This is a genomic window from Streptacidiphilus pinicola, from assembly GCF_003258295.1.
Lineage (GTDB): Bacteria > Actinomycetota > Actinomycetes > Streptomycetales > Streptomycetaceae > Streptacidiphilus > Streptacidiphilus pinicola.
The window spans coordinates 33,036-58,112 of the sequence record NZ_QKYN01000037.1; the positions used below are offsets into that span (position 1 = coordinate 33,036).

Here is a 25,077-nt window from a genome sequence, read left to right on the forward strand (position 1 = left end):
CGCTCTTGGCGCGTCGTGCCCCCGTGCTACGATCCAGCAGCCGGAAACAATTTTGATCCGTCCACGGACCGCATGAGAGGAATCGGGGCCTTGACTATTTCGGCCTCGGTTCGTGAATCAACCCGGCAGCAGGCCGTGGGAATGACTCGCGAACAGGTGTCGGCAGCCACGGAGCAGGCCCGCACACTCGAAAGACTGCGCATGTGGGCGAGTTCTTCAGAAGGCGATCGGGCGATCATGAGCGAAATCGAGCAGTGCCACGAGGAATGGCTGCGGATCGCTGTCCTCATGGCAGCGCAGCGCATGACCACCTATCAGCTCGAAGGGGACCCCTTGGCCAGGCTGCAGATTTTCGCGGCGAGCGGCGGGCGCACGCCGGAAGTGTTGCCCGGACCGGTGGCCGGTGGGATTCCCGAACGCTCCCGCCCGACCGTGCCTCGGGCCCGCTCCGCCGCCGGGCGATGACCCGCACGGATCCGCGGACGCGCCTGCGTCCGCTGCCGCTCGGCATCCCCCCTGTCGCGGGCGAGGACGTCCTGTGGCTGCGTGGGCAGAGCCTGCGCGACGCGGTCGTCGCCGGGGCCCACGAGCTGGTGACCGACGTCCTGGACCGCACCGGATCCTGCCTGGCCATGGAACTCGGGGCAGGTCGTGGCAGGCTGACGGACCATCTCGTGGCCGCCGGCTGCGAGGTCGAGGCCGTCACCGCCAGCGATCCAGGTGCGGCGATCCTGCGGCATCGTTTCCGGCACAATCCACGGGTGCGCGTGATCCACGATGCGGATCACCGTGACTTCGCCACCGGCCGGCCGCTCGGCGCCGCCGTCTGCGTTTCGGCGCTTCCGCTCGATCCCGACTACCTGTTCACCGTCCGGCTGCTCATCTCCAGGCTCCGGCCGGGCGGCTCACTGCTGTGCACGCACGTGCCTCCCCCGCAGTCCGCGCGAAGGAAGTTCGGCCTGGTCATTGGCAAGGGGCTCGGCATTCCGCGGCAGATCGGAAAGGGCGGCAACCTGGTGGCCCGGCCTCCCTGGGCCGGTTGCCTGGGCCCTGCGTATGCGGGATGCGACCTTCCCCCGCACCCCGAATACGCAGGGCCGCCGTCGGGGCTGACCGCCGAGTACCTGGCGGCCTTTCTGCAGAAGCGGTTCCGCTACGTCGACGTCAGATACCACAGCGTGTTTCCCCGGATGGTGCGCTCCACGACGCTGCGGGGCTTTGCGCCGTCGGCTTTCACTATCTTGGCCGTCGACCTGCGCGCCGGGCACGACATGAATTGATCAGCCCGGCGCCGGCAAATACGGGGAAGTGCTCGTCCAATTTACCCAGAGGGCGAGCTAATTCCGTCCGACGTGTGCTGCAAATGGGTGTGACAGGCGCGGTCCGGTGCTCCGGACGACCTATCTTGACAGCTGACTCACCCCCAGTCTCGAGGGACGGCCATTTGTGGACTTGCGCGACTACATCATGCTGTTGGCCCGGCGTTGGCGCATCGTAGCCGCCGTGCTGCTGCTCGGCGCCGTGGTCGGGTATCTCGGTGGACATGCGGAAACTCCGCAATACAAAGCGACCGCAACCCTATTCGTGCCGCCGCCCCCGGCAGCCTCCGGGTCCCGGGCGCCGTCGTACGCCGCCATCGCCGCCAGTCCTCAGGTCACCGCCCCGGTCGTCCACGAGTTGGGGCTGCCGCTGACTCCGGGTCAGCTGGCCCGCCGCATCAGCGCGGACGCACCACCCGGCACCGCCCTGGTGCGCATCTCCGCGGACGACCCGGTTCCGGCCGCCGCGACGCGCATCGCCAATGCGGTGGCGCAGCGCCTGGCCGTGATCGTCGAGAGGCTCGATCGTCCAGCCGGTGGCGGTTCCGCGCCGGTGAGACCGACGGTCGCGATCCCGGCCTCCGTACCGTCGGCACCGCATCTGCCGACCCTGCTGCTGGACCTGACGATCGGCCTCCTGGCCGGGCTCGTGGCGGGCCTCGTGCTCGCGCTGTTCATGGACGGCGCCGACAGCGTCCTGCGCACGGCCGACGCGCTCGCCGTGGAGCTGGATCTCATCGGCGGCCCGCCCCTGCTCGGCACCATTCCGAAGGACGGCCGCGTGGCGCGGCGTTCTGTCGCCGTGCTCGCCGACCCGCACGGCCCGCGGGCGGAGGGCTACCGCAGAGTCCGGACCAACCTGCGCTTCGTCCCGTCCGATCGGGGCGCGAAGGTGCTTGCGGTCACCAGCGCTCTGCCCGGGGAGGGAAAGACCAGCACCGCCGTGAACCTGGCGGCCGCCCTGGCCGAGACCGGCGCCCGTGTCTGCCTGGTCGACGCCGATCTGCGTCGTGCGCGGGTCGCCGACACGCTCGGTCTGACGCGCAGCGCGGGGTTGTCCACGGCCCTGCTCGGGCAGGCCGGGCTCGACGACGTCCTGCAGCACCTGGACACCTTCACCGTGCTCGCCAGCGGGCCTCTCCCGTCCAACCCCACCGAGTTGCTCGGGACCGAGGCCATGCGGCGCACGCTGCTGGACCTCGCCGAGCGCTTCGACCATGTGCTGGTCGACACCGCACCTCTGCTCCCGGTGGCGGACGCCACCGTCCTGGCGCCGGCCGTGGACGGCTACCTTCTGGTCGTCCGGGCACACCGGACCACCCGGCGCGAACTGGCCCGATCCGTGCGCGCCCTGCAGCACACGGGAACCGCGCTGACCGGAACGGTGCTGAACGGGTCCTCGGGGCGCGGCGATGCGGGGTCGTACCGGTGCCGCCGACCGACCTTGGCCAGGGTGCCCGCCCCGCGCCGGTACCGCCCCGTGTTGCAGCTGCTGGCCCGTCCATGCGGACCGACGCCGCACGCCATCGCCCCCTTCCCCACGACTGAGAGCGCACTGCCGTGATGACTGCACCCCCTTCTCTGCTCGCCGCCCCGGACCCTGCCGCCCGCGCAGGGCTCCCACGATCCACTCGGATCTTCGTCGCGGGTGCCGGCGGGATGGTCGGCAGGGCGATCTGCGACCAGCTGCGGCGGGAGGGGTTCAGCGACCTGCTGCGCCCGGACTCGCGGCAACTCGACCTGCGCAACCGTCAGGCCGTCTTCGACTGGTTCTGCACGCACCATCCGGAGGCGGTGATCCTCACCGCTGCCCGTACGGGCGGGATCAAGGCCGTCACGACCAGACCGCTCAGCCTTCTCTCCGACAACCTGCGCATCCAGGTGAACGTCCTGGACGCCGCGGCGCAGTCGGGGGTCGGCCGACTGCTCTTCCTCGGTTCGAAGTGCGTGTACCCGCAGGACGCCGCCCAACCGATCGGCGAAGAAGCCCTTTTCACCGGCGCGTTGGAGCCGGCGGACAGCGCCAACGCCGTGGCCAAGATCGCGGGGATCGAGCATGTGCTGGCCGTGCGCCGGCAGCTCGGACTCCGGTGGATCACCGCCGTGCCCTGCAACCTGTACGGCCCGCACGACAACTTCCATCCGGAGCAGGCGAGGGTCGTACCCGCGCTGATGCGCCGCTACCACCGAGCCCGGCTGTCGGGCCAGCAGATCGTGCGCAACTGGGGCACCGGCACCCCTCGACGCGAGTTGTTGCACGTCGACGACCTCGCCCGGGCCTGCCTGCTGCTGCTGGAGCGGTACGACGACCCGAGTCCGATCAACGTGGGCACGGGCGAGGACGTGACGATCAAGGAGCTGGCCTCGATGGTCGCGGCGACCGTGGATTACCGGGGCGCGGTCGTGTGGGACGCGGATCAGCCCGACGGTTCGCCGGGCGGGCGTCTGGACGTCTCCCGGATCACCGCCCTCGGCTGGAAGCCGCAGGTGTCCTTGGGGGAAGGGCTGGCGCGCACGTACGCGTGGTTCTCCCCGGGCTTTGCCGCAGGCACCGTCCGCGGTAGCTGACGATCCGTCCGTCTCTTCGAAAGGTCCTCATCAGTGAGGCTCACCGTCATCGGCTGTGGCCACCTCGGGGCCACTCACGCCGCCTGCATGGCCGAACTGGGTCACGACGTCCTCGGCGTCGACACCGACCCGGAGCGCGTGCACCTGCTCAACCGAGGCAAGGCGCCCTTCTTCGAAGCGGAGTTGGACGAACTGCTGGTCCGGCACACGTGCTCCGGAAAGCTCCGCTTCACCACCTCGTACGCCCAGGCGGGCAGCTTCGGCGAGGTCCACTTCCTCACCCTCGGCACCCCGCGGGCCGACCGCGGCAACGCGACGGACGTCTCCCACCTGCTGTCCGCTGTCCGGCAGTTGTCGCCGCACCTGCGCCAGCCGTCGTTGGTCGTGGGCAGGTCCACCGTTCCGGTCGGCACCGCCGCCCGGATGGCCGGCTACCTCAAGCGCATCAGCTCGGCCGGGCCCGAGACGCATCTGGCGTGGAACCCGGAGTTTCTGCGCGAGTCCACCGCGATCCACGACACCCTGTATCCCGACCGCATCGTCGTCGGACTGGACAGCGAGGACGCCGCCGTCGACGAGGCGATGCTCCGTCAGGTGTACCGGCCCATCCTGCGCAAGGGCGCGCCGTTCCTGACCACCGATCTCGCGACCTCCGAGCTGGTGAAGTGCGCGGCCAACGCCTTCCTGGCCACGAAGATCTCGTTCATCAACGCCATGGCCGAATTGTGCGAGGCCGCCAACGCCGACGTCTACCAACTCACCGAGGCGCTCGCGCACGACGAACGCATCGGCGCCGGTGGAATGTGGCCGGGGCTGGGCTTCGGCGGCGGGTGCCTGCCCAAGGACATCCACGGGTTCATGGCGGCCGCCGCCTCACTGGGCACCGGACAGTCGCTCGCCTTCCTGCGCGAGGTGGACGCGGTGAACACTCGTCGCCGAAGCCGGGTCGTGTGGCTCGCCCGTCAGCGCTGCGGCGGAAACCTGGACGGCAAGCGCATCGCCATCTGGGGTGCCGCGTTCAAACCCATGACGGACGACGTGCGGGACTCGCCCGCTCTGGCCGTCGCCCACTCCCTGTTCCGCAAGGGCGCCCGGGTCGTCGTGCACGATCCGATGGCTCTGGACAAGGCACGCAAGTCGCACCCGCATCTGACCTTCTGCGAGGACCTCACCGAGAGCACCGTCGAGGCGGACCTGCTCCTCCACCTCACCGACTGGCCGCAGTACCGGCGGGCGGCGCCGGAACAGCTGATGCCCCGGGTGGCGAGGCCCTACGTGATCGATGCCAGGGGCGCTCTGGATGCCGGGCGCTGGCGGCGTGCGGGGTGGACCTACGACTGCCTGGGCCGGCCGCCGTTCCCGGGGCAGGCGGTCGGGCCGGACGGCCATCTGACACGGAACCGATGATCGGCGCAGCGCCTCGCGCGTCGTCGGGGCCCGCAGGTTGCTCCTGGCGGGCCCCGACGACGTGGGTCCGGACAGTTCCCTCGGAACACGGGCCACGACCATGACCACTCTTCGACGTGGAGCCGTTCCCTGTCCGGGCCTCAGGCGGCCGGCATCCGCGCGATCAGTGGCCCCGCTCGGAGCCCCGGTGCACCGTGATGGTGAACTCGGTCGTCTCGATCTTCAGGAGCACGACCTGGTGGAACACGTGGATCTTGACACTGTCGTGCTTCTCCGCCTCGAGCGGGTCGGTCATGCCGTGCTGAGGAATGGGGTGCTCCGGCCGGGTCTGCGGACCCTTCTCCGGCGTGATGAAGACCGGACGGATGGTGTCGACCGCGGGCATGGCCCCGGGCAGGCTGTGCTGCCCCTGGGTGTGCGCCTGCGTGGAGACGACGGAGTGCCCGTCGCACGACGCGTCCGCGGTGATGTTGACGACGTGTGTGGCGGGCAGGGCGATGGGGGCGGCGCTCGCCGCGCCTCCGGCCGCCAGCGTGAGGCCGAGAGCCGCGGCCGGAAGGCCCGCTGCGGCCAGTAGCCGCCCGCACTTCGAGGAAACCATGTGACTACTCCTTGGCGTGGCGTTGCTGGCCCCGTCGGTGCAGGGGCCATCGAGCAGCCACATCTGTACGATCGGCCTCCATGGCCCACACCCCGGGGGGCGGCAATGGGGCCGAACAGGGCATGAGGTTCCCTCGTGCAGCCCAAGAACCAAGCCGGCCACTAACGGTAGACGCGCACGTAGTCCGCGGCGAAGGAGAAGGGTGCGGTGCTCGTCGGCGAGGGGTGGTATTCGCCCGCGGAGACCGACAAGTTGAGGATGAGGTAGGCGGACCAGCCGGCGCCGACACCCGTCCCGTCCTGGTACACCATGCGGCCGTTGACGTACCACTGGACCGAGTCGGCACCGTAGGAGGTGCCGATGGTCACCCACTGCCCCGGCCTTATCGCGCTCGAGTCCGTGTAGTAGTCGTGGGCCGGGTTCACATGGTTGGTGAACTCCAGCAGGTTCGGGTTGTCCGGGTGGTACTCGAAGGAGTCGATCTCGTTGTTCCCGTCCCGCCAGGTCCACAGCGCCGGCCACGCGCCCACCGCGGTGGGCAGTTTCACCCGGGTCTCGATGTAGTCGCCGGTTCTGACCTGGAAGCCCTGGGAGGTGCCCTCCGTGGTGAGCAGACCTGTCGTCCAGGCGCGCAGGCCGTTCTCCAGGACGTGACTGCTCGGCTGGGCGGTGAAGGTGACGGCCCCGCCGCCGACCGCGACGTCGGACGGCAACAGCCAGTCGAGCTTGTTGTCGTCGGGGTTGTGGTTCGCGTACCGGTAGGACGACGTCGTGGAGCTGTTCCACTTGGCGGGCGACAGGGCCGAGCCGAACTCCTCCGACCACGCCAGGCTCTTGCCCGTGGTGGGGCCGGTGGTGGGCGCGGCCCCGACCACCATGGTCGCGGAGGGCAGGTTGATCCAGGCGTCGGCGACCTCGTACGCGCCGAACACGGTGTAGGTGCCGGCGGCGAAGGCTCGTGTGCCGGTGGTGAGGGAGTAACCAGAGGGACACACCCGCGGGTTGTCGGTCCCGGGGAAGTCGAGGTTGTCGCCCTTCGCGTCCCTGACCGCGACCACCACACGCTGCGGCGTGAAACAGGAGCTGGACCGCAGTTCCAGGGTCGCCTGGACGGGCACGTTCGCGGTCGCGTAGGCGGGGCCGAGTTCGATCTCGGTGACGGTGGGTCCGGTGGTTCCGAGCAGTCCGCTCGCCCAGAGGCCCACCGCCAACAGCCCGCCGGCGGGCAGGACGAGATAGCCGACCAGCCGGTTCCGGTGGCCTCCGGGCCATCGTCCGGCCGCCCGACGAGCGGCGCTGCGGAGGTCGGCCGACGTGGGTATCGAGGTCGTGCTGTCCGGTTCCTCATCGCGGCCGCGGCTGCGGCCGAAGACTTGCTTCATGGCTCGGGCCTCACATGTCCCCAGGGAATCGTCAGGCCCCCGACCGCGCCGTGGGCGCGCCTGTCCCATCCGTAACACGGGGCGCAGGAGGCCGCATCAGCTGCGAGGACGGCGAACTGCGCTGGAAGGAACGGGCGCTCACGGAATCTGGGCAACGCCAGGGTAGGTGTCGGCCGACCCGGGCACCGTTCGGCCGACACCCGGCTGTCGCCTTGCTCACCGAACTTCCCCACCGCACTGGGATTTTCCGGTGGGCTCCGAGGCAGTGCCCCGCTCACACGGCGACCGCCCGGGCACTCCCGCCGTTGTCCTCGACGCGGTGCAGGGCTTGCACGAACTCGACCAGGAGGTCGCAGGAGTAGGCCAGCGTGACGCGTCCGCTCCCGTCCCAGAGATAGCCTGCGCGCTTCTCGCCGTCGGTGTTCCACCGGTCCGGCACCAGCACCCACGAGCCGAGTCGGCAGACGGGATACCTGGACAGGTCGGTGGGGATCGGCGGGTTGGGATTGATCACCATGTCTCGCCAACGACCGTGCGCTGCAGGCGTGTGCGAGCCGTTCGGGCTTCCTTCCATCATCTGTTTCGCGGCGACCGGTGAAATTCCCCGGCGGTCGGCTCTCCTGCGTCCCCTCAGCCGCCGTTCACGGCGTGCAGGCGCAGCCGTGCGCGGCCGGGTGGGCCGTGCTGGGCCCGGCGCACGAGGTCGACGAGCCGGGGGGTGTAGACCCTTGCGGCGAATTCCGCACCGCAGGTTTCCAGCGCCGCGCGGACCAGGGAGGGGTCTTGGAGGGCCGCCGCGCGCAGCTGGGCGATCTCGTCCCGGGTCGGGCCGCAGTCGTCGTCACGTCCGCCGACAGCGCCGTCCGGCCCGGCCGCGTGCGCGCTGCGCACCGTGGGCAAGGGCGCGGCCATGGCGCGCGCGAAGGCCGACCGCACCGCCGGATCGGTCGGCGGCTGCCAGGGACCCTCCCACTCCTGCCGGCTCCGTGCCGGGTCGACGTGTCGGTCGCGCCATGCCTCGACGAGGTTGGCGCGCTGGGCGGGTGTCACCGCGACCAGGTGGGCGCCCTTGAGCCGGTGGGCCAGGAAGGCGCTGGGCCTGCGCACCCGGGCCGGTGGTTCCGACAGGCTCAGCCAGGCCACGACTTCGACGGCATGCCAGCCCGCGTCGGCCACCTCCCGCGCGACCCAGGCCACTCTGGGCAGCGCCGCCCTGCCCAGCCAGGGGACCTGCTCGATCAGCTCCTTGGCCAGCCGGAAACGCCGGGCCAGCGGACCGGATGGGCGTCGGGCGGGTGTGTCGGGTTCGGCGGATCCGTGTGCAGACGCTGCGTGGGCAGTCCGGGTGTCTCGCGTGGGTGTCCGCCCATCAGGGGGAAAGCAGGAAGCAACGGTCGCAGGACCACCACCGGAAACACTCTCCATTGGGGTGCAACAACGACTTCTGCCAGCGGAGTTGACCAAGGCCGTCGGGCACCGGCGCGGACCCGGGGAACCTCCTCCGGTGCCTCGTCGCCGCGGCGACGAGGCACCCGACCGCGCCGCCGCGAGGAGGCCCAGTGCGGCCATCCGGTCCCGGCCGTCGTCGGCGATTCCGACGGCCCGGCGCCGTACGCCCTCCCCGGTCGTGCACACGCCCAGCGCGACGTCGAACTGCGGGGGGATCACCAGGGCGAACTCCGACGCCAGCGCGACGCGGCCCGGCGCGCGAGAACCCCTGACGAGATAGGCCAGCAGTCCGGCCTCCCTGAGCATCCCCAGGTGATACTGGACGGACCGCTCGCTCAGCTCCAGCTTCCGGGCCAGATAGGCCACTCCCGGCCGGCACGGGGACAGCGTGGAGAGCAGCCGAGCGACGCGGAGGGTGGTCGCGCCGAAGCGTGGACCGTGCCGCCGGACGGGCCGGTGGCACCCGCTCTCGGCGACCCAGCACACCGCCTGCAGCCAGCCGTAGCCGCTCCGGGCCAGCCGGCTCCGGGTCGTGACGAGCCATTGACCTGCTTCTGGCACCGCAAGGGGTTCCGGCGATTCGACGGTGCCCGCCGGTTCGTCCCCGCTCAGCACGTCGACCGGGCCCGCGCGGACAAGATTCCCCTGCTGGGGACTCCGACTTCCCCACCCCGAAGAAATGTGATCCACATCACATTCAAGGGAGCCGGAGGTCGGTGTCGAGGGCGGCCCGCGAGCCGGATGCCTGCACGAACGCCCTTGCACGTACGAAAGGCGACCGGCGGATCCGGAGGCGCCCAGCGCCACGTCGGCGGCAGGCGGAACTGACAACAGGCATGAAGGTATTGCAAAATGGCACCGTGTCCTGGAGAGGGCGCAAAAGTGCAGCCGCTACGGCTGTGGATTCAGCGGAATCCTTGAGTTCGACCAGTGCGCCGTCGGTCGGCACCGACGGCGTCCGATCCTCGGTCGGGGACTGTGGCGGTCCCGGGAACGAGACAAGTGGTTCGAGAGAGCGAACGGTGTGGCGCCGTTCAGCTTTCGAACGCCGGGCTCCTGGAGCAGGAAGGCCCGCTGTCGGCTAAACCATCGCTGTCCCTCCGTCGCAGAAGGACGGCGTCGGCCGGATTGTCCGGCTCGCGCCGCCGGGGAGGGAGCGGAATCGAATGTGGCGCGAGCGCGCCACCGAACGACGCATCGACCGTGGGCCGTTGCACCGGGGGCGGGTAGAGGTACCCTTCATTTCATCGACTCCTGGTGACGACAGGATGTTCGGTCGGGTCCGAATCGGATCGAGAGCCCCCGTGATCCTGACCAGGTCACGGGGGCTGCCTTCGATCCCGATCACGCCGCAGCGTACCCGCTTTCATCAGCCCCTCCAGCGCTCGGATTCAGCCGACAAAACCCGTGCCGATTCCGGCTGGTGACGCCGAACCAGCCTCGATCAGGGCGTCTACCCGTGGCAGAGAAGAGAATTTTGGCCCGCAGTCGGCGTCACGGAACGCGGCCGGCCCCGCGGATGCTCACTGAAATTGGACGAGGCCGCTCGTCAAAATCCCCAACGCGCTCGGCGAATCTCCCCGGCCTGGAGCCGCACACGCCGAAGCCAAGGCGTGTTCGGCAACCGACGCGGCGTCAGTCGGCCATTTCCACAGGAAGATCGCACGCATAGCAGGGCGCGGGGCGTGAGTACTCTCGCTGCCATGGCAACACAGCCCCTCGAGAACGGCCGCGAGCAACTGGTCTCAACACTGGCCGCGCCCCTGCGCAGAGAATTCAAAGTACGTGCCTTTGCCCATCGAATGAACGTCCACGAAGCGGCGGAGGAGGCGCTGACCCACTGGCAGACCTGTCACCACTCCCCGACCGTTCCGACGACGGGCGCGCTCGCCTGGGCGGTCAGCCTTTCCGTCGGAATCCCCGAAGCGTTCAAGGCCTCCTGCGGCAGGCGAGGGGTGACGGAGGCTCAGGGACTCGCACAGGCCCTGAGCCTGTGGCTGGAGAACAACCCGCTCCCCACCCTGGAACCCGCTCCCCAGCCGGTCGCACGCCTGATGATCGCCAATCAGAAAGGTGGCGTGGGCAAGACGTTCCTCGCCTCGGGAATCGCACAGGCCCTGGCCGAGGAAGGACGACGGGTCCTCCTGATCGACTACGACCCGCAGGGCCATCTCACGGCCGAGCTGGGTTTCGAGGACCTGATCTACGAGGACGACACCGAGACCCTCATGATGCACATGGACGGCACGGCGCGGCAGGACATCCACGAGCTGCTGGTGGCGCTCGACCACGGGCGCTTCGGTGGACGGCTCCACCTGCTGCCCGCATCCGACGACGCGTTCCTGCGGGACATCGCCCTGTCCAAGGTGTCCTTCAGCGAGGCGGCTCTGGAGCGGGCGCTGGAACCGCTCGAGGACGACTACGACGTCATCATCCTCGACGGGCCGCCCAGTCTCGGCCTCAACATGGACACGGCGCTCTACTACGTCCGGCGTCGGGCCGGTGAGTTGGCCGACCGGTCCGGCGTCCTGAGCCCGGTGTGGGCCAACCGCGCCTCGCACCGCGCGGTGCGCCTCCTCAAGGCCCAGAAGGACGACCTGTGCCGCAAGGGCAGGATCGAGGTCGACTACCTCGGACTCGTCATCAACGCCTACGACAGCCGACGCGGCAAGCTCGTCCAGGAGAACCGCGCTCAGTGGGAGAAGAGCACGGCCCCGCCGGTCATGGCCGTGATCGGCGACCTGAAGCACGGCCGCGAGGCGGCCGACGGGGAGATTCCGCTGCTCGAGTACGCACCCGAGAGCGACCACGCCTGTGCCATGCGGGATCTGGCCAGGGAGCTGGCGCTTTGACCCCCGCCCCGAAGCGTGTGACCCGAGGGTTCGAGATCGACGAGCACGGCCAGGCCAGGGACCCCGGGCCGCGGCCGGTCAGGACACGCCAGGAGATCATCAAGGGGGTGCGCAGGACCGCGCCGCAGCGGGTGGAGCTCTCCCGTCTGGCGCACAACCCGTTCAACCCGCGCGACCAGTTGACCGGGGTGGAGGAGGTCGCGGACTCGCTACGGGTCCGGGGGCAGGTGCAGCCCGTGACGGTCGTGGGGCGCGCGGCGTTCCTCCAGGCCCATCCCGGCCAGGAGGAGCAGCTGGGCGCGGCGGACTATGTCGTCATCGACGGCAACCGCCGACTGGCCGCGGCCGGCCACGCCGGGCTGGCGGATCTGCGTGTCGACGTCAACGACGACCTGGCGGCCAGTGCGGCCGACATCCTGGAGAGCGCCCTCGTGGCGAACATCCACCGCATGGACGTGCCGCCGCTGGACCAGGCGAAGGCCATCGAGGAACTGGTGCGCGCTCACGGCTCCCAGAGCGCGGTGGCCAGGCGCCTCGGCAAAACACCCGCCTGGGTCTCCCAACGCCTCGCGCTGCTCCAACTCACCCCCGAACTCCAGGATCTGGTGCAAGCCGGCGGCCTCAACGTCGAGGCCGCGCGCCGCATCGGACGCCTGCCCAGGACCGACCAGGCGCAGGCGGCCGAACGGGACCTCCGCTCCGGTGCGCGCAAGGTCCGCAGGCATCGGAAACAGCCCGATGCAGACGCCGAGTCCCCGACCGCCACCTTGCCCGAACCCGCGCAAGCAGAACCGGGCCGGCACAACGGCGACGCTCATCGAGAACCGGACGCCGAGCGGAGCCTTAACGCCGTTAACGCCGTTCACGCTGGGGTGCTGGGTCGACGGCCTCCGTCGGAGATCGCCGACCTCATCGCTTCGGCCTACTCCAAGCAGGAGTTGCTCGTCGTCGTCGCGCGGCTGCTCGCCATCCTCCAGGACTTCCCCGGCACCCTGGGAGAAGCGTGAACCGGTCGGCTGGGTCCGGCCGTTGTTCGCCCGGCAACGAAATGGGGACTTCCGGGAATCAGCGCCCTTCGCGCTTCGCGCCCGGTTGCGGCCCCGGAAGCCCGGGGGTGCCATGGGAAGCACCAGGCCTCGGCGGTCACCCGGCGACGGCGGTCCACGGAAGGCGCGGCCATGGACGACAACGTGCGGCAGAACAGGCGGGGCGGCAACTCGGCGAGCATGGAGGAGGAGCGCTTCCGGCTGCTCCTGAAGAACTCTCCGGACATGGTCTTCCGTCGCGCCGCGCGAGGGACGCTGCTGGACGTCTCGGAACCCGCACGGGACATGCTGGGTGCCGAGGTCGACGACATCGTGGGCACCGACATCACCGCGTGGATCCATCAGGAGGATCTCCAGGACTTCCGTGACGCCCAGCAGGACCTCGAAAAGTGGGGCCGTGCCGTCGTCGTCCTGCGCCTGCTCCCTCGCCACGGCGAGCCCTTCTGGGCCGAGGTGACGTCCTGGCAGGTCCTCGACGAGGCCGGAGGCCTCGTCGAGGTGCGCGGGTTCGTCCGCCACAGCGGGGAACACGGACGCGGGGAGCTGCTGCGGGCGCTGCAGGAGCAGGCCCGCGCGGTCATCGACAGCGCCAACGACGCGTTCGTGTCGGTCGACGAGCAGGGGCTCGTGATCGACTGGAACCCCAGCGCGGAATCGATGTTCGGCTTCTCACGCCAGGCCATGATGGGCCGTCCCCTGGTGGAGACCGTCATTCCGGAGCGGCACCGCGCGGCCCACCGAGCCGCTCTGGCGCGGGTCGTGACCGGCGGTGACTCCTACATGCTCGGACAGCAGGTGGAGCTCACGGCCTTGCACCGCGACGGACACGAGTTCCAGATCGAGCTCGCGGTCTGGCCGATGCGGCTGGGGACGATCCGCTGCTTCAACGCCTTCGTTCGCGACATCACCGAACGCAAACAGGCTGAACGCGACCTCGCGCGTGCCCGGGACGAGGCCCTGCGCGCCTCCGAGATCAAGTCCCAGTTCGTCGCGACGATCAGCCACGAGATCCGTACGCCCATGAACGGGGTGATCGGGCTGAGCGAGTTGCTGCTCGACACCGACCTCGACCCCGTCCAGCGACGTTACGCGGAGGGCGTCCGGGACGCGGGGTCGGCCCTGCTCTCGCTGATCAACGACGTGCTGGACTTCTCCAAGCTCGAGGCGGGCAAGCTGGTCCTCGAGGACATCGTCTTCGACCCCCGGCTCCTGGTCGAGGAGGCGGTGGCACTGGTCGCCCAGTCGGCCACGGCCGGCGAGGTGGAGTTCCTGACGGACGCCGACCCCGACCTGCCGGCCGCCGTGCTGGCAGACGCCACTCGGGTGCGCCAGATCCTGCTGAACCTCGTCTCCAACGCCGCGAAGTTCACCCACGCGGGAGAGATCGTGGTGCGCGCCCGCCCGCAGGGGGACGAGGTCCACATCGAGGTGGCCGACACCGGTATCGGCATCGATCCGGCCCAGCAGGAGCGCCTGTTCGACGCATTCGCGCAGGCGGACTCCTCCACCACGCGACGCTACGGCGGCACCGGTCTGGGCCTGGCCATCTGCCGGCGCCTCGTGGACGCCCTGGGCGGCGCCATGGGCGTGCGCAGCCGACCAGGGCACGGCAGCACGTTCTGGTTCACTTTCCCCCTGCGGCTGCCAGCGAAGGGCGAGCAGCCGCCGCCCGTGGCACAGCCGGCCTCCCTGCACGGACGGCGGGTTCTGGTCGTCGACGACAACCAGACCAACCGCGAGATCCTGGAGACGCAGCTGCGGAACTGGCTGATGCGACCCGTCGCGGTGGACAGCGGCCCACGGGCGCTGGACGAACTCCGGCGCGCCTGCACGGCCGGCGAGCCCTACGAACTGGCGATCATCGACCATCGCATGCCCGGCATGGACGGGCTGGAGCTGGCCGAACGCGTCACCACCGCCCCGGCGCTGGCCGGGACCCGGCTCTTGCTGCTCTCCTCGGACGGCGTTCTCGACCCCGCCCAGTTGCAGGCGGCCGGGATCCGCGACAGCGTGTGCAAGCCGGTGCGGCAGGCCGATCTCCTCGACCGTCTTGCCCGTCTGATGAGCCCAGGCGCGGTGACCCGCACGCCGGCTCAGGATCGCCTCCCCGCGCCGGCGGCACCGCTCGAACGCGGCAAGGTCCTCCTGGTCGAGGACAACGAGATCAACCAGACGGTCGCACTGGGCATGCTGGCCCGGCTCGGCTACGACGCCGACGTCGCCGGTGACGGCGTCGAAGCCCTCGAGCTCCTCGCGGAACGCCGCTACCGGGCCGTGCTGATGGACTGCCGCATGCCCCGCATGGACGGCTACACCACCACCCACCTCCTGCGCGACCGCGAATGGGAGGGGAACGCGCCGCGCCTGCCCGTCATCGCCATGACCGCCAGCGCTCTGGCGGAGGATCGGGAACGCTGCCTTGCCGCCGGCATGGACGACTACATCACCAAGCCCCTCGCGGCATCCGATCTCGACCGTGCCCTGAGCCGGTGGACCGACCCCGGGACCGCCACCACCGACGTCGATCCCGCGCCAGGGTCCGCGGACCCCCTCCTGCACCGTCTGGCGGAGATCCGTGGAGAGGACACCCCGGAGGGTCTTCGCCTGGTCACCGATCTGGTCGACTCCTTCCTGGAGCGGGTGCCCGGGCTCGTCGACGCGCTCCGGGCCGCAGCCGACAGGGGTGACGCCACCTCGATCGAGGAGCACGCGCACACCCTGAAGGGCGCCGCGGGAAACGTGGGAGCCGCCGATCTGGCGTCGTGCGCCGCCGAGTTGGAGGACCTCGCGCGCACCGGCCGCGGCGCCGAGGCGTCGGGCGTGGCTGCGAGGCTCGGCCCGCTGCTGGACCAGGTGCGTAGGGCGCTGCGATCCGCGGACCTCCGCCGGCTTCCCTGACCGTGACGCCCCGTCTCCGACCCCGTCGGAGGCGCGGCCGGACGCGTCGTTCGGCGCCGAGGTGTCTGCCAGACTGCTTCGGTGACCGCCGCCGAACCGACGCCGAGCGCGTCGCCGCTCACGCTCCCGTCCGCACTCGAGGACTTCTTCGCCCGCACGATCCCCACCGGCAGCGCGTCCCTGCGCGAACGGCACGCCTGGACCCGCCGAGAGCTGGCAGTCGCTCTGACGCTTCCTCAATTTCCCCAGGTGCGTTCCGTCGAGGAGCTCTTCACCACCCCGGTGCTCGCCCAGCTGTGGGAGCTCGGGTGCAGCGACGCGCTGCGCTCCCGGACCGCCCGCCGCGGTCGGCACGAGGGCCCGCAGTCCCGCAACACCCGCCGGGCACGCTGGAGTTCCCTGCACCGGCTGCTCACGCTGTCGGGATGCGAGGCGCGACTGCCGCCACGTCCCGCCCTGGAGCCGCCGCCCACGCCCCCGGCGGACTTGACGGCGTATCGAGTGGCGGAGCATGTCCAGGCGCACACCGGACGCCGGGTCCGCGGCGGCGTGGACCTCAAGATGGTGCGGCTACTGGCCCTGGTCGGCCTGATCCTCGACACCGGAGCCCGAACAGCCGAGCTGCACGCGCTGCGCTGGGCCGACTTCGGCCCCCGTCTGCGCACCGTCACTCTGGTGCGTCACCCGCAGGGGGCCGACCCGGGCACGCCGCCACTGCGGCAGGTGTTCGCCCTGACTCCGCGTACCCGCGCCGCGCTCCGGGACTGGCGTGTCCACCGGGACCGCCTCGCGGCCTCGATCCAGGGCTCCGACGAGGACAAGGTGTGGGTCACCCTGTCCGCCTCCCTGAGCGGCCCCCCGGGGCGCAGCCTGGCCCTCGGCGGGCTCGCGCGCACCTACAACGCCGTCACCGACCTGCTCTCGGCCTGGACCGGGGAGCCGTTGCCACCCCATCTCAAGGACCTGTCCCTCGCCCGGGCCGAGGCGGTCATCCCGCTCTCCTCCGAACCAGTGGCCGAGACCTGACGGCCTGTCGCCTGCCTGCGGGCCGCGCAGCGGGCCGCACGTCATGTTGCGGCCGCGCAGCGGCCGGCGTTCCCCTCCCCCGGAGGGCCGCGCAGCGGCCCGTTTCGGAGGCGAAGCCTCCGCACTCCGATGGTGCGCAGCACCATCGGAACCCGCTCCGCGGGGGGCGGGCATGGCCGCAGTGCTTCTTATCTTGCCCTCATGCAGCTGACCCGTCCTTGGTTCCGGTCAGAACCGCACGTCGAAATAGGCGACGTCGGTGAACTCGACCCGCAGGCCCTGCGCCCGTCCACCGTCCTTGAAGTAGCTCTCCTGGAGCCCCTCGGCGACGATCTCGCGCAGCTGCCGGTCACTCACTCCTCGTTCCTGCGCCTCGAAGAGCCGTGCGGCGTAGTCCGGGGGCAGGTGGACGGTGAGGCGACGTTCCCGGGGATCGTCGCTGCTGCCGACCGGCGCGGTGTAGCCGAACCGAGCCCGCGTCTCGACGGTGATACCGCCCGAGGCGGCTGCCTGCCTGCGGGCCCGCCGACGCACAACGGGCTGCCAGGTCTTGGCAACCTCCCGGTCCAGGGCCTCGCGCAGGGCGCGTTGAGGGTGCTGCAGTGTGCCGGCCAGATAGCGCTCGACCGTGCGCTTCGTGGTGCCGAGCCTGGCCGCGACCCTCGCCTTGTCCTGCTTCTCCGCACGCATCAACTCCTGGACCTGCTTGCGCGGCTGCGTGGGGAGCGGCCGGGTGAGGTGCTCGAGGTCACGGCGTGTCAGCGCGTCGGTGATCTCTTCCACTGGTCACTCCCCCTCGTCCAGGACGCTGTCCCCGCCCTTGATGTGACGGGCGGGATTCAACGGCTGCGGGCTGTGTTCGAGGAGCTCGACCGCCCAGAGCATGGCCTGCACGCCTTCCGGCTTGGCCAGACCGGGTGCGGCGCCGAGGCGGAACGTGCCCGGCAGCACACGGCCGCTCCCGGTCAGCGGCAGGACCCCCAGCGGGTCGGGGGTGGGCGCGGCGTAGACCACGCAGTCGGACAGCACGCCGAGCGGGTACCGGCCGCCGGCCTTGGCGACGTTCGCCATCTTGCGGTGCATGTTGACCCTGGCCCTGGAGATGACCGCGGCTCGGATGTCGGGGCGCCAGGTCGGCCGATTCAGCGCCGGCCAGCGCTGGAAGTCCCGGTGACCGACGCCCTGGGCGCGCTCGCGGAGCTTGCCGATGCCGCCCTTGACGGTTCCCTTGATCGCCGACAGGACGATCCCGATCTCGCGGTGGCGCTGGACGGCGGCGAGCAGCCGGTCGTCGTCCAGTCGCTGGAGATCCGTCAGCCGGGCGTCCTGGAGTGCCCGTCGCAGCGCGCCCAGGTCGCCGGTGCTGGTCCTGAGCATCTGGTGGGCGGCCAGGGCGGCGAGAAAGGCCCGTTCGTCGGCGTCCTTCCCCACCGGGATGCCGGCCTCGGCGACGGTGGTGACGTAGGCCTCCCGGAGCCGGTCGTGCCACGGGTCCAGGTAGGGCCCGGACTCGTGGCGCAGGAACGCCTCGATCGGCTGGACGTCGTGTCCGAGCTCCTGGGCGTAGGCGACGGTCGGGGTCGCGTACCAGGCCGGGCCCTCGGGGCGCTTGCCGCAGGAGGTGAAGGGGTTGGGCAGGCGTGGATCGAGGTCGATTCCGGAAAGGTCGACGTACCAGCTGCCGGGAGTCCGCTTGTCGAAGCGGGGCCGGTTCTCGTGCACCGGCGCCGACAACCCGACGTCGAGACGCGAGGCGGCAGAGAGGAACGCCGTGGTCAGGTCGAGGCCGACCGCGTAGGGCTGCACCAGTTCCTCGTCCGTGACGGTCTCGATCGGTCGGATCCACTGGCACGCCTCCTCGTCCAGGAAACCCTTGGTCCACCCCTCGGCGACGGGGTGGTCGGGGGTCGCCTCCGGCGGCGCCGGATCCACGGCGGCCGTCAGCGCACCCGGATTCGCCCCGGAGACCCACGCGCAGGTCGCGGGATCCCTCACCGGCCGGCTCGGTGGGCGCAGTGCCGTCATCAGTTCCATCCCGGTCACCGCGGTCGAGCCGCGGGGCGTCAGCACCCTGACCGCGTAGACGCCCAAAACGCGGGCCAGGTCCGGCGCGGGCAGCGTGGCGGCGTCGCCCCAGAAGCGCTCGTCCAGCGCCCCCCACGGCACGATCGCGAGTTGCACGCACTGTCGCCGACCGTCCTTGACGGGCCGGTAGATGCGCGCCCAGGGGCCGAAGCCGCGCTTGGTGAGCTCCCACTTCGCCTTCCGCAGCTGTCTGACGACCCTGTGGTCCTCCGGCAGACGCTGGGTGCGTCGGGCCAGGTCGACGTGGTGGGCGGGCAGCCGTCGGCCGGGGTGGAGGTCCTCGTCCCGCAGGGTGCCGGGCAGCCCGAGGCGCTCCGCCGCCCCGGTGGTCAGGACGACCAGCGGATCCCCCTCCCGGCCGAACCGGTGCAGCCTTGGGCTGCCGAGACCCGACTCTGTCAGGGCCCAGGCCACCAGCTGCGCCGGCGTCGTCGCCGGGCACCGTAGCTTGACGCCGCCGGCCCCGTAGGCGGTGCCGTCCCCGTCCAGCACCGCGAGCGGCCCGCTCGGGAAGCAGCGACTCCCACCCCCCGAGGAGCCGACCGGGTTGTCGCGTGGGACCGGCGTCTCGATCGCGCTGGACCGCTCCGAGGACGAACGCGACGCCTCGGACGCGGGGCCGTCCTCCACTGCTGCGACGGACTCGCGCGGGGGCACGGCCACCGCCGGAACGGCCGTCCGTTCCGCCACGGTGGTGGCCGGAGCGGGGAAGCGCTCCGACCACGTCTCCAGCAGCCGCTGGTAGGCCTGCCGGCGCGGAGGTCGGGGCTCGGAGCGTCCGTTCTCCCAGTTCCGCACCGTCTGCGCCGTTGTGGCCAGCGCTTGCGCGACCGCGCTCGGCGGGAGGCCGGCGGCCTCCCGCAGCCTCGTCCGCTCGGCGGGGGCGGGCAGCCGCGACGCCTGAGGGTCGTTCAGCAACGCGTCCACGGCCTCGAACAGCCGACTCTCGGTCGCCTCCGGATCGGTTCTGGTCACGTCGCGCTCGACTCCGTCAGCTCAGGGGAGGCGCACAGGCTGGAGGAACGATCGGTGCCTCCGCTCGATCCGGGGTGATGGGCGTCGGCCGACCGGCTCAGCGCCGCACGTGCCCGGCGCACCAGTGCGTCGGCGGAGCAGGTCTCGGCCGCCTCCTCGGCGCGCCGGCCGGCGGTGACGGCGTCGCGTCCGCCGGCGTCCAGCGCCTCGGCCAACTCCGTCAGGGCGCAGGCGCGTTCGTAGGGTGCCGGAACGCGTTCCAGCATCCGGACGGCCGAGTCCAGCAGCGTCACCCTCGCATGCGGGTCCGGCTCGACGTCGGCGCAGGAGCGGCGGGCCGCGCCGATCCCCGAGAGCGTGCCGTAGCGCTCGGCCCGCCTGTGCTGGTCGGCCGCCACCTCCCGGGCCCGATCCAGATCGCCCAGCCGCGCGCAGGCCGTGACGAGCAGGCGCTGCCAGCCACTCAGTCCGGGATTGTGGATGCCGTGTCCGTCCAAGCGCGCTGCGGCCTGCGTCATCTCCGCCTCGGCGGCGGCGAACGCGCCCTGCTCCAGCAGCAGTGCGCCGCGGACGGTCTGCGGGTCGGGGACGACGACGGCGTTGGGGTACGGCGCGTGGAGCCGGCAGCGGGCGGCGAGCGCTCGCGCCTCGTCCGCCTTGCCGCGCGCGTTGAGCACGGCGATCATGGTGGCGCCCGCGTACCAGTGCACGGGCGTGCCCGTGCCCACGCGGTCGGCCAGCTCCAGACCCCACCGCGCGCACCCTTCGGCGTCGGCCAGGTCGCCGGTGCGGTAGTGCACGAAGCCGAGGACCGTGTGCCCGAAAGCCAGGTGCGCGCCGCGCCAGCCGGCCTGCTCGTACTCGGCGATACCCTGGCCGAAGAGTTCCAGCGCCCGTTCGCGGCGGTCCCCGTACATGTAGGTGAGCGCGACCAGCACCGGCACTTCGAAGCCCCACTCGGGGTGCGCCCAGCGCAGCTCCCCCTCGAGGGCGCGGTCGCTGTAGCGGAGTGCGAGGTCCACCGGCTCGCCGCGCACCGTGGCGTCCCAGGCGCGCAGCCCCAGGACGTAGCGAGCCGCGATGGACCGGTCGCCCGAGGTGTAGAGGCGTTCGGCCAGCTCTGCCAACCGTACGGAACGCTCCCGCGACCCCTCCTCCCGCGCGTCGAAGGCTCCCCACATGAAGTTCCACAGCTGCATCTTGAGCCACACGGCGGGGTCCGTCGCCCGGCTCGCCTCCGTCCGCATGATGGCGGCCGCCCGGGCGAGGTCGTCGCTGTGCGCGAGTGACTGCGCGAGCCGGACGCTGATCTGTTCGCGCAGGTGCGTCGGGATCACCGGTTGCTCCAGCGCCGCACGCAGGTGCTCGGAGGTGAGCGCCGGGTCGTACAGCAGGGTGGAGCAGCCGAGTTCGAAGAGCACCCGGGCCCGCTCGGCGACGGGCGGTGGTTCCTCCACCGCGCGCGCCAGGCAGCGCTGCGCGGCCTCCGGCGCCCCTGCCTGCATGAACAGGCGCGCCGCCTCCCGGAGGTGCTCGACGACCCGGGCGTCGCCACGCGGCGGCACCTCCAGCCAGTGTCGGGCGGCGACCACCGGGCTGCGGCCCGCTTCCAGAAGCGCTCGCGCCGAGCGTTGGTGCAGTGCGGTTCGCTCCTCATCGGGAATGTCGCGGTAGACCGAGGTCGCGATCAACGGGTGGACGAACTCCAGTATCTGATGTCCAGTCAGGACACGCTCGCGCCGCAGCACGTCCAGGGCGGCACGCGCCTCGGTCGGGCCGTGCCCGGCGACATCCCCCGCCAGTTGGAGTGGCGTCACCATGCCGAGGACCGCGACCGCGCGCGCCAGCCCAAGGGGCCCGCTTCCCAACTGCTGCAGCCTCGCGATGAGTCCGCTGCCCGTGGTCTCCGCGGCCAGCCGCCGCAGCTCGGGCCAGGACGACTCCACCGGGGCGATCCCCCGGTTGCGGGCCTTCCCCACCAGCTCCACCGTCTCGAAGGGGTTGCCTCCCGCCACAGCCCAGACATCGCGACAGAAGGCGTCCTCCACCGCCGTCCCGGAGCCGTCCGGGTAGAGCTCGCGCACGAGGGTGTCCACCCCCTCCGGCGTGAGCGGGGGGAGCCCGAGCAGGCTGGCCCCGTTGTCGTCGCCGACCCTCCGGAACTCATCAGCCCAGTCCGGCAGTTCGTCGGGACGATAGGCAACCGCCACGAGGATGGGCGAGTTCGTGACCCTGGCCGCGAAGCCGGCGAGCCAGGTGAGCGATTCGGCATCGGCCCAGTGGGCGTCGTCGACGACCAGGACCAGTGGCCCGCGCGCGAAGGCGAGGTTGGTGACCACCCAGTCCAGGCCGTCCCGCACGCCCTGGGGGTCGGGAGCGGCGCGGCCCGCCGCGACGCCGACCGCCGCACCCACGATGTCGTGCCACCCGCCGAGCAGTTCCCGACGCTCCGCGTCCTCGGCGGGTCCCAGCAGCGGCTCCAGCAGACCCCTGACCACGTGGAACGCGGTCCCCTGCTCCCGCTCGCCACCGCGGGCGGCCAGCACCAGCAGCCCGGCCGACCGCGCGGCCGCCTGCACGGCCGCGAGGAGACTGGTCTTGCCGAGCCCTGCCGCTCCGGTGACGATGAGCAGGTCCCCGCTGTGCTCGTCTCGCAGCGCGCCCACGGCCGCCTGGATGATGTCGAGTTCGTCTTCGCGTTCGAGCAGACCCTGCACGCAGACCTCCCTGCTTTCGCTTGGGAGCCTAGCCTCGCGCTCCGTGCACCAACCTCCTCTCGCCTCAACGAGGGTGCAGGCGGAAGCACTCCGCTGCACCCGGCTTCCGGCCCGCGGTCTCATCCGGCCTGGTCATCGCCGGGACAGCCGTCCGGCGGGCGGGCGAGCGCTCTCCGAGATTGTCCAGCTGCCGCTCACCCCACCGGACAGGCCCGCTCTCCGAGACTCCCCACCCTTGCGCCGGCCGGCCCATCGCGTGACTGCCCACCGTTGGCGTCGCGACCCTCGCTCGGGCGCACCCGGCCCAGGGATTCACCCGGACGGACCGGCCGCCGCACCCCACCTGCGATGCGCTCACGCAATGCGCCCAGCGGCCCTGACTGCGGCTTCGCCGCGTACTTGACTGTGCGTCACTGCGCTGGATTGATTGCCGACGAACAGCCGCCGTCTCGTATCCACGGCGCTCCCCCCAATCCCTGATGGAGGACTGTCGATGTCCAGCACCCCGGAAGCGGCCCGACCGGACCACCCGGATCGATCCGACGGAACGCCACCGCTCTCCCGACGCCGACTGATCAAGCAGGCGACGGCGGCGGGGGCGGTCACCGTCGTCGCGGGACTCGCCCTCGGCGCCCGCGCGGACGCCGCGGTGGCGGACACGTCCGCGAGCCACAGCCAGCGCCCCGGCCGGAACGAGCAGGACGAACCGCTGATCGTGCGGGTCGTCGACGCCCACACGGGCGAGCTGGACTTCTTCCAGGGCCAGCGGCACCACCGGGTGCGCGACGCCCAGCTCGTCGCCGAACTGCTCCGCGCATCCCGCTGACCGGCCTCCCCACCGGCCTCGCGCCTGTCCAACCCGTCCGCCGCACCTGTGAGGTTCATCTTGTCGTCCCACCGCGAAGCACCGGAGATCTCGAAGGACCCGGTCGCCGACAGCACTGATCTGTACGCCTTCGTGAGCCCAGACGCTCCTGGGACCGTGACGCTGATCGCCAACTACATTCCGCTCCAGAACCCGGCCGGTGGCCCGAACTTCTACGAGTTCGGCGACGACGTCCTGTACGAGATCCACATCGACAACGACGGCGACGGGCGCGCCGACATCAGCTACCAGTTCCGGTTCACCACGCATCTGCGCAACCGTGACACCTTCCTCTACAACACCGGCCCGATCGCGTCCCTGAACTCGCCCAACTGGAACCGATTCCAGACGTACACGCTGACGCGCGTCGAAGCCGGCGGACGCACCACGACACTGGGCGAGGACCTCACCTGCCCGCCCTGCAACGTAGGGCCGCTGTCCACCCCCGACTACCCGGCGCTCGCCGACGCCGCCGTGCACCATCTGCGGGGCGGGCGAAAGGTCTTCGCCGGACAGCGGGCGGAGGGCTTCTACGTCGACCTCGGCTCCATCTTCGACCTCGCGGACCTGCGCCCGTTCCAGTCCCTGCAGGTCTTTGCGAAGGCGCAGGGACTGCCCGACCAGCCAGGGGTGAACGCCACCAAGGAGCTGAACGTCCACAGCCTCGCGCTGCAGGTCCCGATCCACGAGCTCACGCACCAGGGCTGGCACGGGACCCAGGTGCACGATTCCCGGGCCACCATCGGCGTCTGGACCAGCGCGAGCAGGCGTGCGGCGCGCGTCATCGAGGCGGGCGAGGGAACCGACTCGGAGTCCGGGCCGTTCGTGCAGGTCTCCCGGCTCGGGAACCCGCTGTTCAACGAGGTCATCGTGCCGATGAGCCGCAAGGACGAGTGGAACGCGGTCCCCCCGGCGGACGACAAGAGGTTCGCGACCTATGTGGCGCACCCGGAGCTCGCCAGGCTGCTTCCGGTCCTGTACCCGGGGGTCTTCCCCAACCTGGCCGCGCTCGACGCGTCGGACAAGGCCCGCGCCGACCTGCTCGCGATCCTGCTCACCGGCATCCCCAAGGGCGTCATCCCCGGATTCCAGAACTTCACCGGCGCGACCGAGGCCGACATGCTGCGCCTCAACGTGTCCGTTCCACCCTCGGCCCACCCCAACATCCTCGGCCTGATCGCCGGCGACAAGGCCGGCTACCCCAACGGCCGCCGCGTCTTCGACGACGTCGTCACGATCGAACTGCGTGCCATCGCCGGGCTGACGTACCCGCTCGTCGACCACGGCTTCACGCCCGACGCGGCGGCAAGCGTGGTCACCGACGGTTTGACCGACTCCTCGCCCGAGGCGCCGTACCTGACGACGTTCCCCTATCTCGGGGTCCCCTACGACGGCTACCACCACCCCGCCTCCTGATCGTCGTTCCCCGCTCCCCTGTCCGAAGCTCCGGCGTCCATGACGGCCCCAAGGCCGCACGGACGCCGGAGCTCACGTTGTCGCCCCGCAAGGAACCCTCCCATGGCCCACACGCACGGCAACCCCGCCGCCCGCGCCGCACTCCCCCGACCTCGTGAACACGCGCCGCTGCCCGCCCCCTCGTACGAGGGCAGCGTCGTGCTCGACATCGGGGCGGGCACCGGCGCTCTGGTGATCCACGCGCGCGCCGAACAGGATGGTCTGGAGATCCATGTCAGCCCCGTCAACCGCCCCCTGCACCGGACGCACGCCGCGGTCCGGCCCCGTCACCTGCCCGACGGCACTTCCCACGCCGCGGTCATCACCCCGCTTCCCACCGGCATGTACACGGTCTGGGACGGTGACGCGGCCCACGGCCTCGTCACCGTGACGGACGGCCAGGTCAGCGAGTACCGGTGGGCTTGACGCCGG

Annotated in this window: 19 protein-coding genes; 12 read left to right on the top strand and 7 right to left on the bottom strand. The window is 71.2% G+C overall.

Annotated elements, in window-relative coordinates:
• Window positions 1-237: 237 nt before the first annotated feature.
• The 5 genes from DN069_RS40870 (at window position 238) to DN069_RS09550 (ending at window position 5,294) form a co-directional block, all read left to right on the top strand.
• Window positions 238-465, top strand: a complete 228-nt coding sequence (locus DN069_RS40870) for a hypothetical protein (RefSeq protein ID WP_133259868.1) — start codon at window positions 238-240, stop codon at window positions 463-465.
• Window positions 462-1,280: a class I SAM-dependent methyltransferase gene (locus DN069_RS09535; RefSeq protein ID WP_111500444.1), complete on the top strand. Its 819-nt coding sequence runs from the start codon at window positions 462-464 to the stop codon at window positions 1,278-1,280. Before DN069_RS40870 ends, DN069_RS09535 begins: the two co-directional genes overlap by 4 nt.
• A 166-nt stretch (window positions 1,281-1,446) precedes the next feature.
• Window positions 1,447-2,883, top strand: coding sequence for a tyrosine-protein kinase domain-containing protein (locus DN069_RS09540; protein WP_111500445.1), 1,437 nt, complete (start codon window positions 1,447-1,449; stop codon window positions 2,881-2,883).
• Window positions 2,883-3,887, top strand: a complete 1,005-nt coding sequence (locus tag DN069_RS09545) for a GDP-L-fucose synthase family protein (RefSeq protein ID WP_111500446.1) — start codon at window positions 2,883-2,885, stop codon at window positions 3,885-3,887. Before DN069_RS09540 ends, DN069_RS09545 begins: the two co-directional genes overlap by 1 nt.
• A gap of 33 nt (window positions 3,888-3,920) precedes the next feature.
• Window positions 3,921-5,294, top strand: coding sequence for a UDP-glucose dehydrogenase family protein (locus tag DN069_RS09550; protein ID WP_111500447.1), 1,374 nt, complete (start codon window positions 3,921-3,923; stop codon window positions 5,292-5,294).
• Between the two features lie 163 nt (window positions 5,295-5,457).
• Here DN069_RS09550 and DN069_RS09555 read toward each other — a convergent pair whose 3' ends face one another.
• The 4 genes from DN069_RS09555 to DN069_RS09570 form a co-directional block, all read right to left on the bottom strand.
• Window positions 5,458-5,895: a hypothetical protein gene (locus DN069_RS09555; RefSeq protein WP_111500448.1), complete on the bottom strand. Its 438-nt coding sequence runs from the start codon at window positions 5,893-5,895 to the stop codon at window positions 5,458-5,460.
• 161 nt (window positions 5,896-6,056) lie between these two features.
• On the bottom strand, window positions 6,057-7,277 hold the full coding sequence (locus tag DN069_RS42585; RefSeq protein WP_111500449.1) for a glycoside hydrolase family 16 protein: 1,221 nt from the start codon (window positions 7,275-7,277) through the stop codon (window positions 6,057-6,059).
• 274 nt (window positions 7,278-7,551) lie between these two features.
• Window positions 7,552-7,794 carry a hypothetical protein gene (locus tag DN069_RS09565; protein WP_111500450.1) on the bottom strand — a complete coding sequence of 81 codons (243 nt, stop codon included), beginning with the start codon at window positions 7,792-7,794 and terminating at the stop codon, window positions 7,552-7,554.
• Between the two features lie 113 nt (window positions 7,795-7,907).
• Entirely contained in the window at window positions 7,908-8,474 is a 567-nt protein-coding gene (locus DN069_RS09570) for a hypothetical protein (RefSeq protein ID WP_111500451.1), read from the bottom strand.
• A 2,054-nt stretch (window positions 8,475-10,528) separates the two neighbouring features.
• On the opposite strand from DN069_RS09570, the gene DN069_RS09575 reads away from it, so the two are divergent.
• The 4 genes from DN069_RS09575 to DN069_RS09590 all read left to right on the top strand — a co-directional run bounded on the left by DN069_RS09575 (window position 10,529) and on the right by DN069_RS09590 (window position 16,548).
• A complete protein-coding gene (locus DN069_RS09575; protein WP_243639041.1) occupies window positions 10,529-11,578 on the top strand; it encodes a ParA family protein in 1,050 nt (349 codons plus the stop codon).
• Window positions 11,575-12,585, top strand: a complete 1,011-nt coding sequence (locus DN069_RS09580) for a ParB/RepB/Spo0J family partition protein (protein ID WP_111500453.1) — start codon at window positions 11,575-11,577, stop codon at window positions 12,583-12,585. Before DN069_RS09575 ends, DN069_RS09580 begins: the two co-directional genes overlap by 4 nt.
• Before the next feature lie 171 nt (window positions 12,586-12,756).
• Window positions 12,757-15,522, top strand: a complete 2,766-nt coding sequence (locus DN069_RS09585) for a hybrid sensor histidine kinase/response regulator (protein ID WP_111500454.1) — start codon at window positions 12,757-12,759, stop codon at window positions 15,520-15,522.
• Between the two features lie 81 nt (window positions 15,523-15,603).
• The gene (locus DN069_RS09590) at window positions 15,604-16,548 is read left to right on the top strand and encodes a site-specific integrase (protein WP_111500455.1); all 945 of its coding nucleotides are present in this window, start codon (window positions 15,604-15,606) and stop codon (window positions 16,546-16,548) included.
• A 228-nt stretch (window positions 16,549-16,776) separates the two neighbouring features.
• On the opposite strand, the gene tpg is transcribed toward DN069_RS09590, so the two are convergent.
• Genes tpg through DN069_RS09605 form a run of 3 tightly spaced genes read right to left on the bottom strand, consistent with a single transcriptional unit; the run spans window position 16,777 to window position 22,325 of the window.
• Window positions 16,777-17,331 (bottom strand): telomere-protecting terminal protein Tpg, encoded by a 555-nt coding sequence (gene tpg, locus DN069_RS09595; RefSeq protein ID WP_111500456.1) that lies wholly within the window; start codon window positions 17,329-17,331, stop codon window positions 16,777-16,779.
• 3 nt (window positions 17,332-17,334) lie between these two features.
• Complete coding sequence (gene tap, locus DN069_RS09600; RefSeq protein WP_243639044.1) at window positions 17,335-19,608, bottom strand: telomere-associated protein Tap; 2,274 nt, start codon at window positions 19,606-19,608, stop codon at window positions 17,335-17,337.
• Window positions 19,605-22,325 (bottom strand): ATP-binding protein, encoded by a 2,721-nt coding sequence (locus DN069_RS09605; RefSeq protein WP_165845449.1) that lies wholly within the window; start codon window positions 22,323-22,325, stop codon window positions 19,605-19,607. The genes tap and DN069_RS09605 overlap by 4 nt, the downstream gene beginning before the upstream one ends.
• A 493-nt stretch (window positions 22,326-22,818) precedes the next feature.
• Here DN069_RS09605 and DN069_RS09610 point away from each other — a divergent pair, with 493 nt between their 5' ends.
• The 3 genes from DN069_RS09610 (at window position 22,819) to DN069_RS09620 (ending at window position 25,071) form a co-directional block, all read left to right on the top strand.
• Window positions 22,819-23,151 (top strand): hypothetical protein, encoded by a 333-nt coding sequence (locus tag DN069_RS09610; RefSeq protein ID WP_111500458.1) that lies wholly within the window; start codon window positions 22,819-22,821, stop codon window positions 23,149-23,151.
• A gap of 48 nt (window positions 23,152-23,199) precedes the next feature.
• The gene (locus DN069_RS09615) at window positions 23,200-24,606 is read left to right on the top strand and encodes a DUF4331 domain-containing protein (RefSeq protein WP_207892105.1); all 1,407 of its coding nucleotides are present in this window, start codon (window positions 23,200-23,202) and stop codon (window positions 24,604-24,606) included.
• 102 nt (window positions 24,607-24,708) lie between these two features.
• Window positions 24,709-25,071 carry a hypothetical protein gene (locus tag DN069_RS09620; RefSeq protein WP_207892106.1) on the top strand — a complete coding sequence of 121 codons (363 nt, stop codon included), beginning with the start codon at window positions 24,709-24,711 and terminating at the stop codon, window positions 25,069-25,071.
• Window positions 25,072-25,077: the final 6 nt, after the last annotated feature.

What these genes read in the sequence shown, in the direction of transcription:
- DN069_RS09535 (WP_111500444.1), top strand. Translation starts at nt 462, where the DNA reads ATGACCCGCACGGATCCGCGGACGCGCCTGCGTCCGCTGCCGCTCGGC.
- DN069_RS09610 (WP_111500458.1), top strand. Translation starts at nt 22,819, where the DNA reads ATGTCCAGCACCCCGGAAGCGGCCCGACCGGACCACCCGGATCGATCC.
- DN069_RS09545 (WP_111500446.1), top strand. Translation starts at nt 2,883, where the DNA reads ATGACTGCACCCCCTTCTCTGCTCGCCGCCCCGGACCCTGCCGCCCGC.
- DN069_RS09575 (WP_243639041.1), top strand. Translation starts at nt 10,529, where the DNA reads ATGAACGTCCACGAAGCGGCGGAGGAGGCGCTGACCCACTGGCAGACC.
- DN069_RS09565 (WP_111500450.1), bottom strand. Translation starts at nt 7,794, where the DNA reads ATGGTGATCAATCCCAACCCGCCGATCCCCACCGACCTGTCCAGGTAT.
- DN069_RS09585 (WP_111500454.1), top strand. Translation starts at nt 12,757, where the DNA reads ATGGACGACAACGTGCGGCAGAACAGGCGGGGCGGCAACTCGGCGAGC.
- DN069_RS40870 (WP_133259868.1), top strand. Translation starts at nt 238, where the DNA reads ATGAGCGAAATCGAGCAGTGCCACGAGGAATGGCTGCGGATCGCTGTC.
- DN069_RS09555 (WP_111500448.1), bottom strand. Translation starts at nt 5,895, where the DNA reads ATGGTTTCCTCGAAGTGCGGGCGGCTACTGGCCGCAGCGGGCCTTCCG.
- DN069_RS09620 (WP_207892106.1), top strand. Translation starts at nt 24,709, where the DNA reads ATGGCCCACACGCACGGCAACCCCGCCGCCCGCGCCGCACTCCCCCGA.
- DN069_RS42585 (WP_111500449.1), bottom strand. Translation starts at nt 7,277, where the DNA reads ATGAAGCAAGTCTTCGGCCGCAGCCGCGGCCGCGATGAGGAACCGGAC.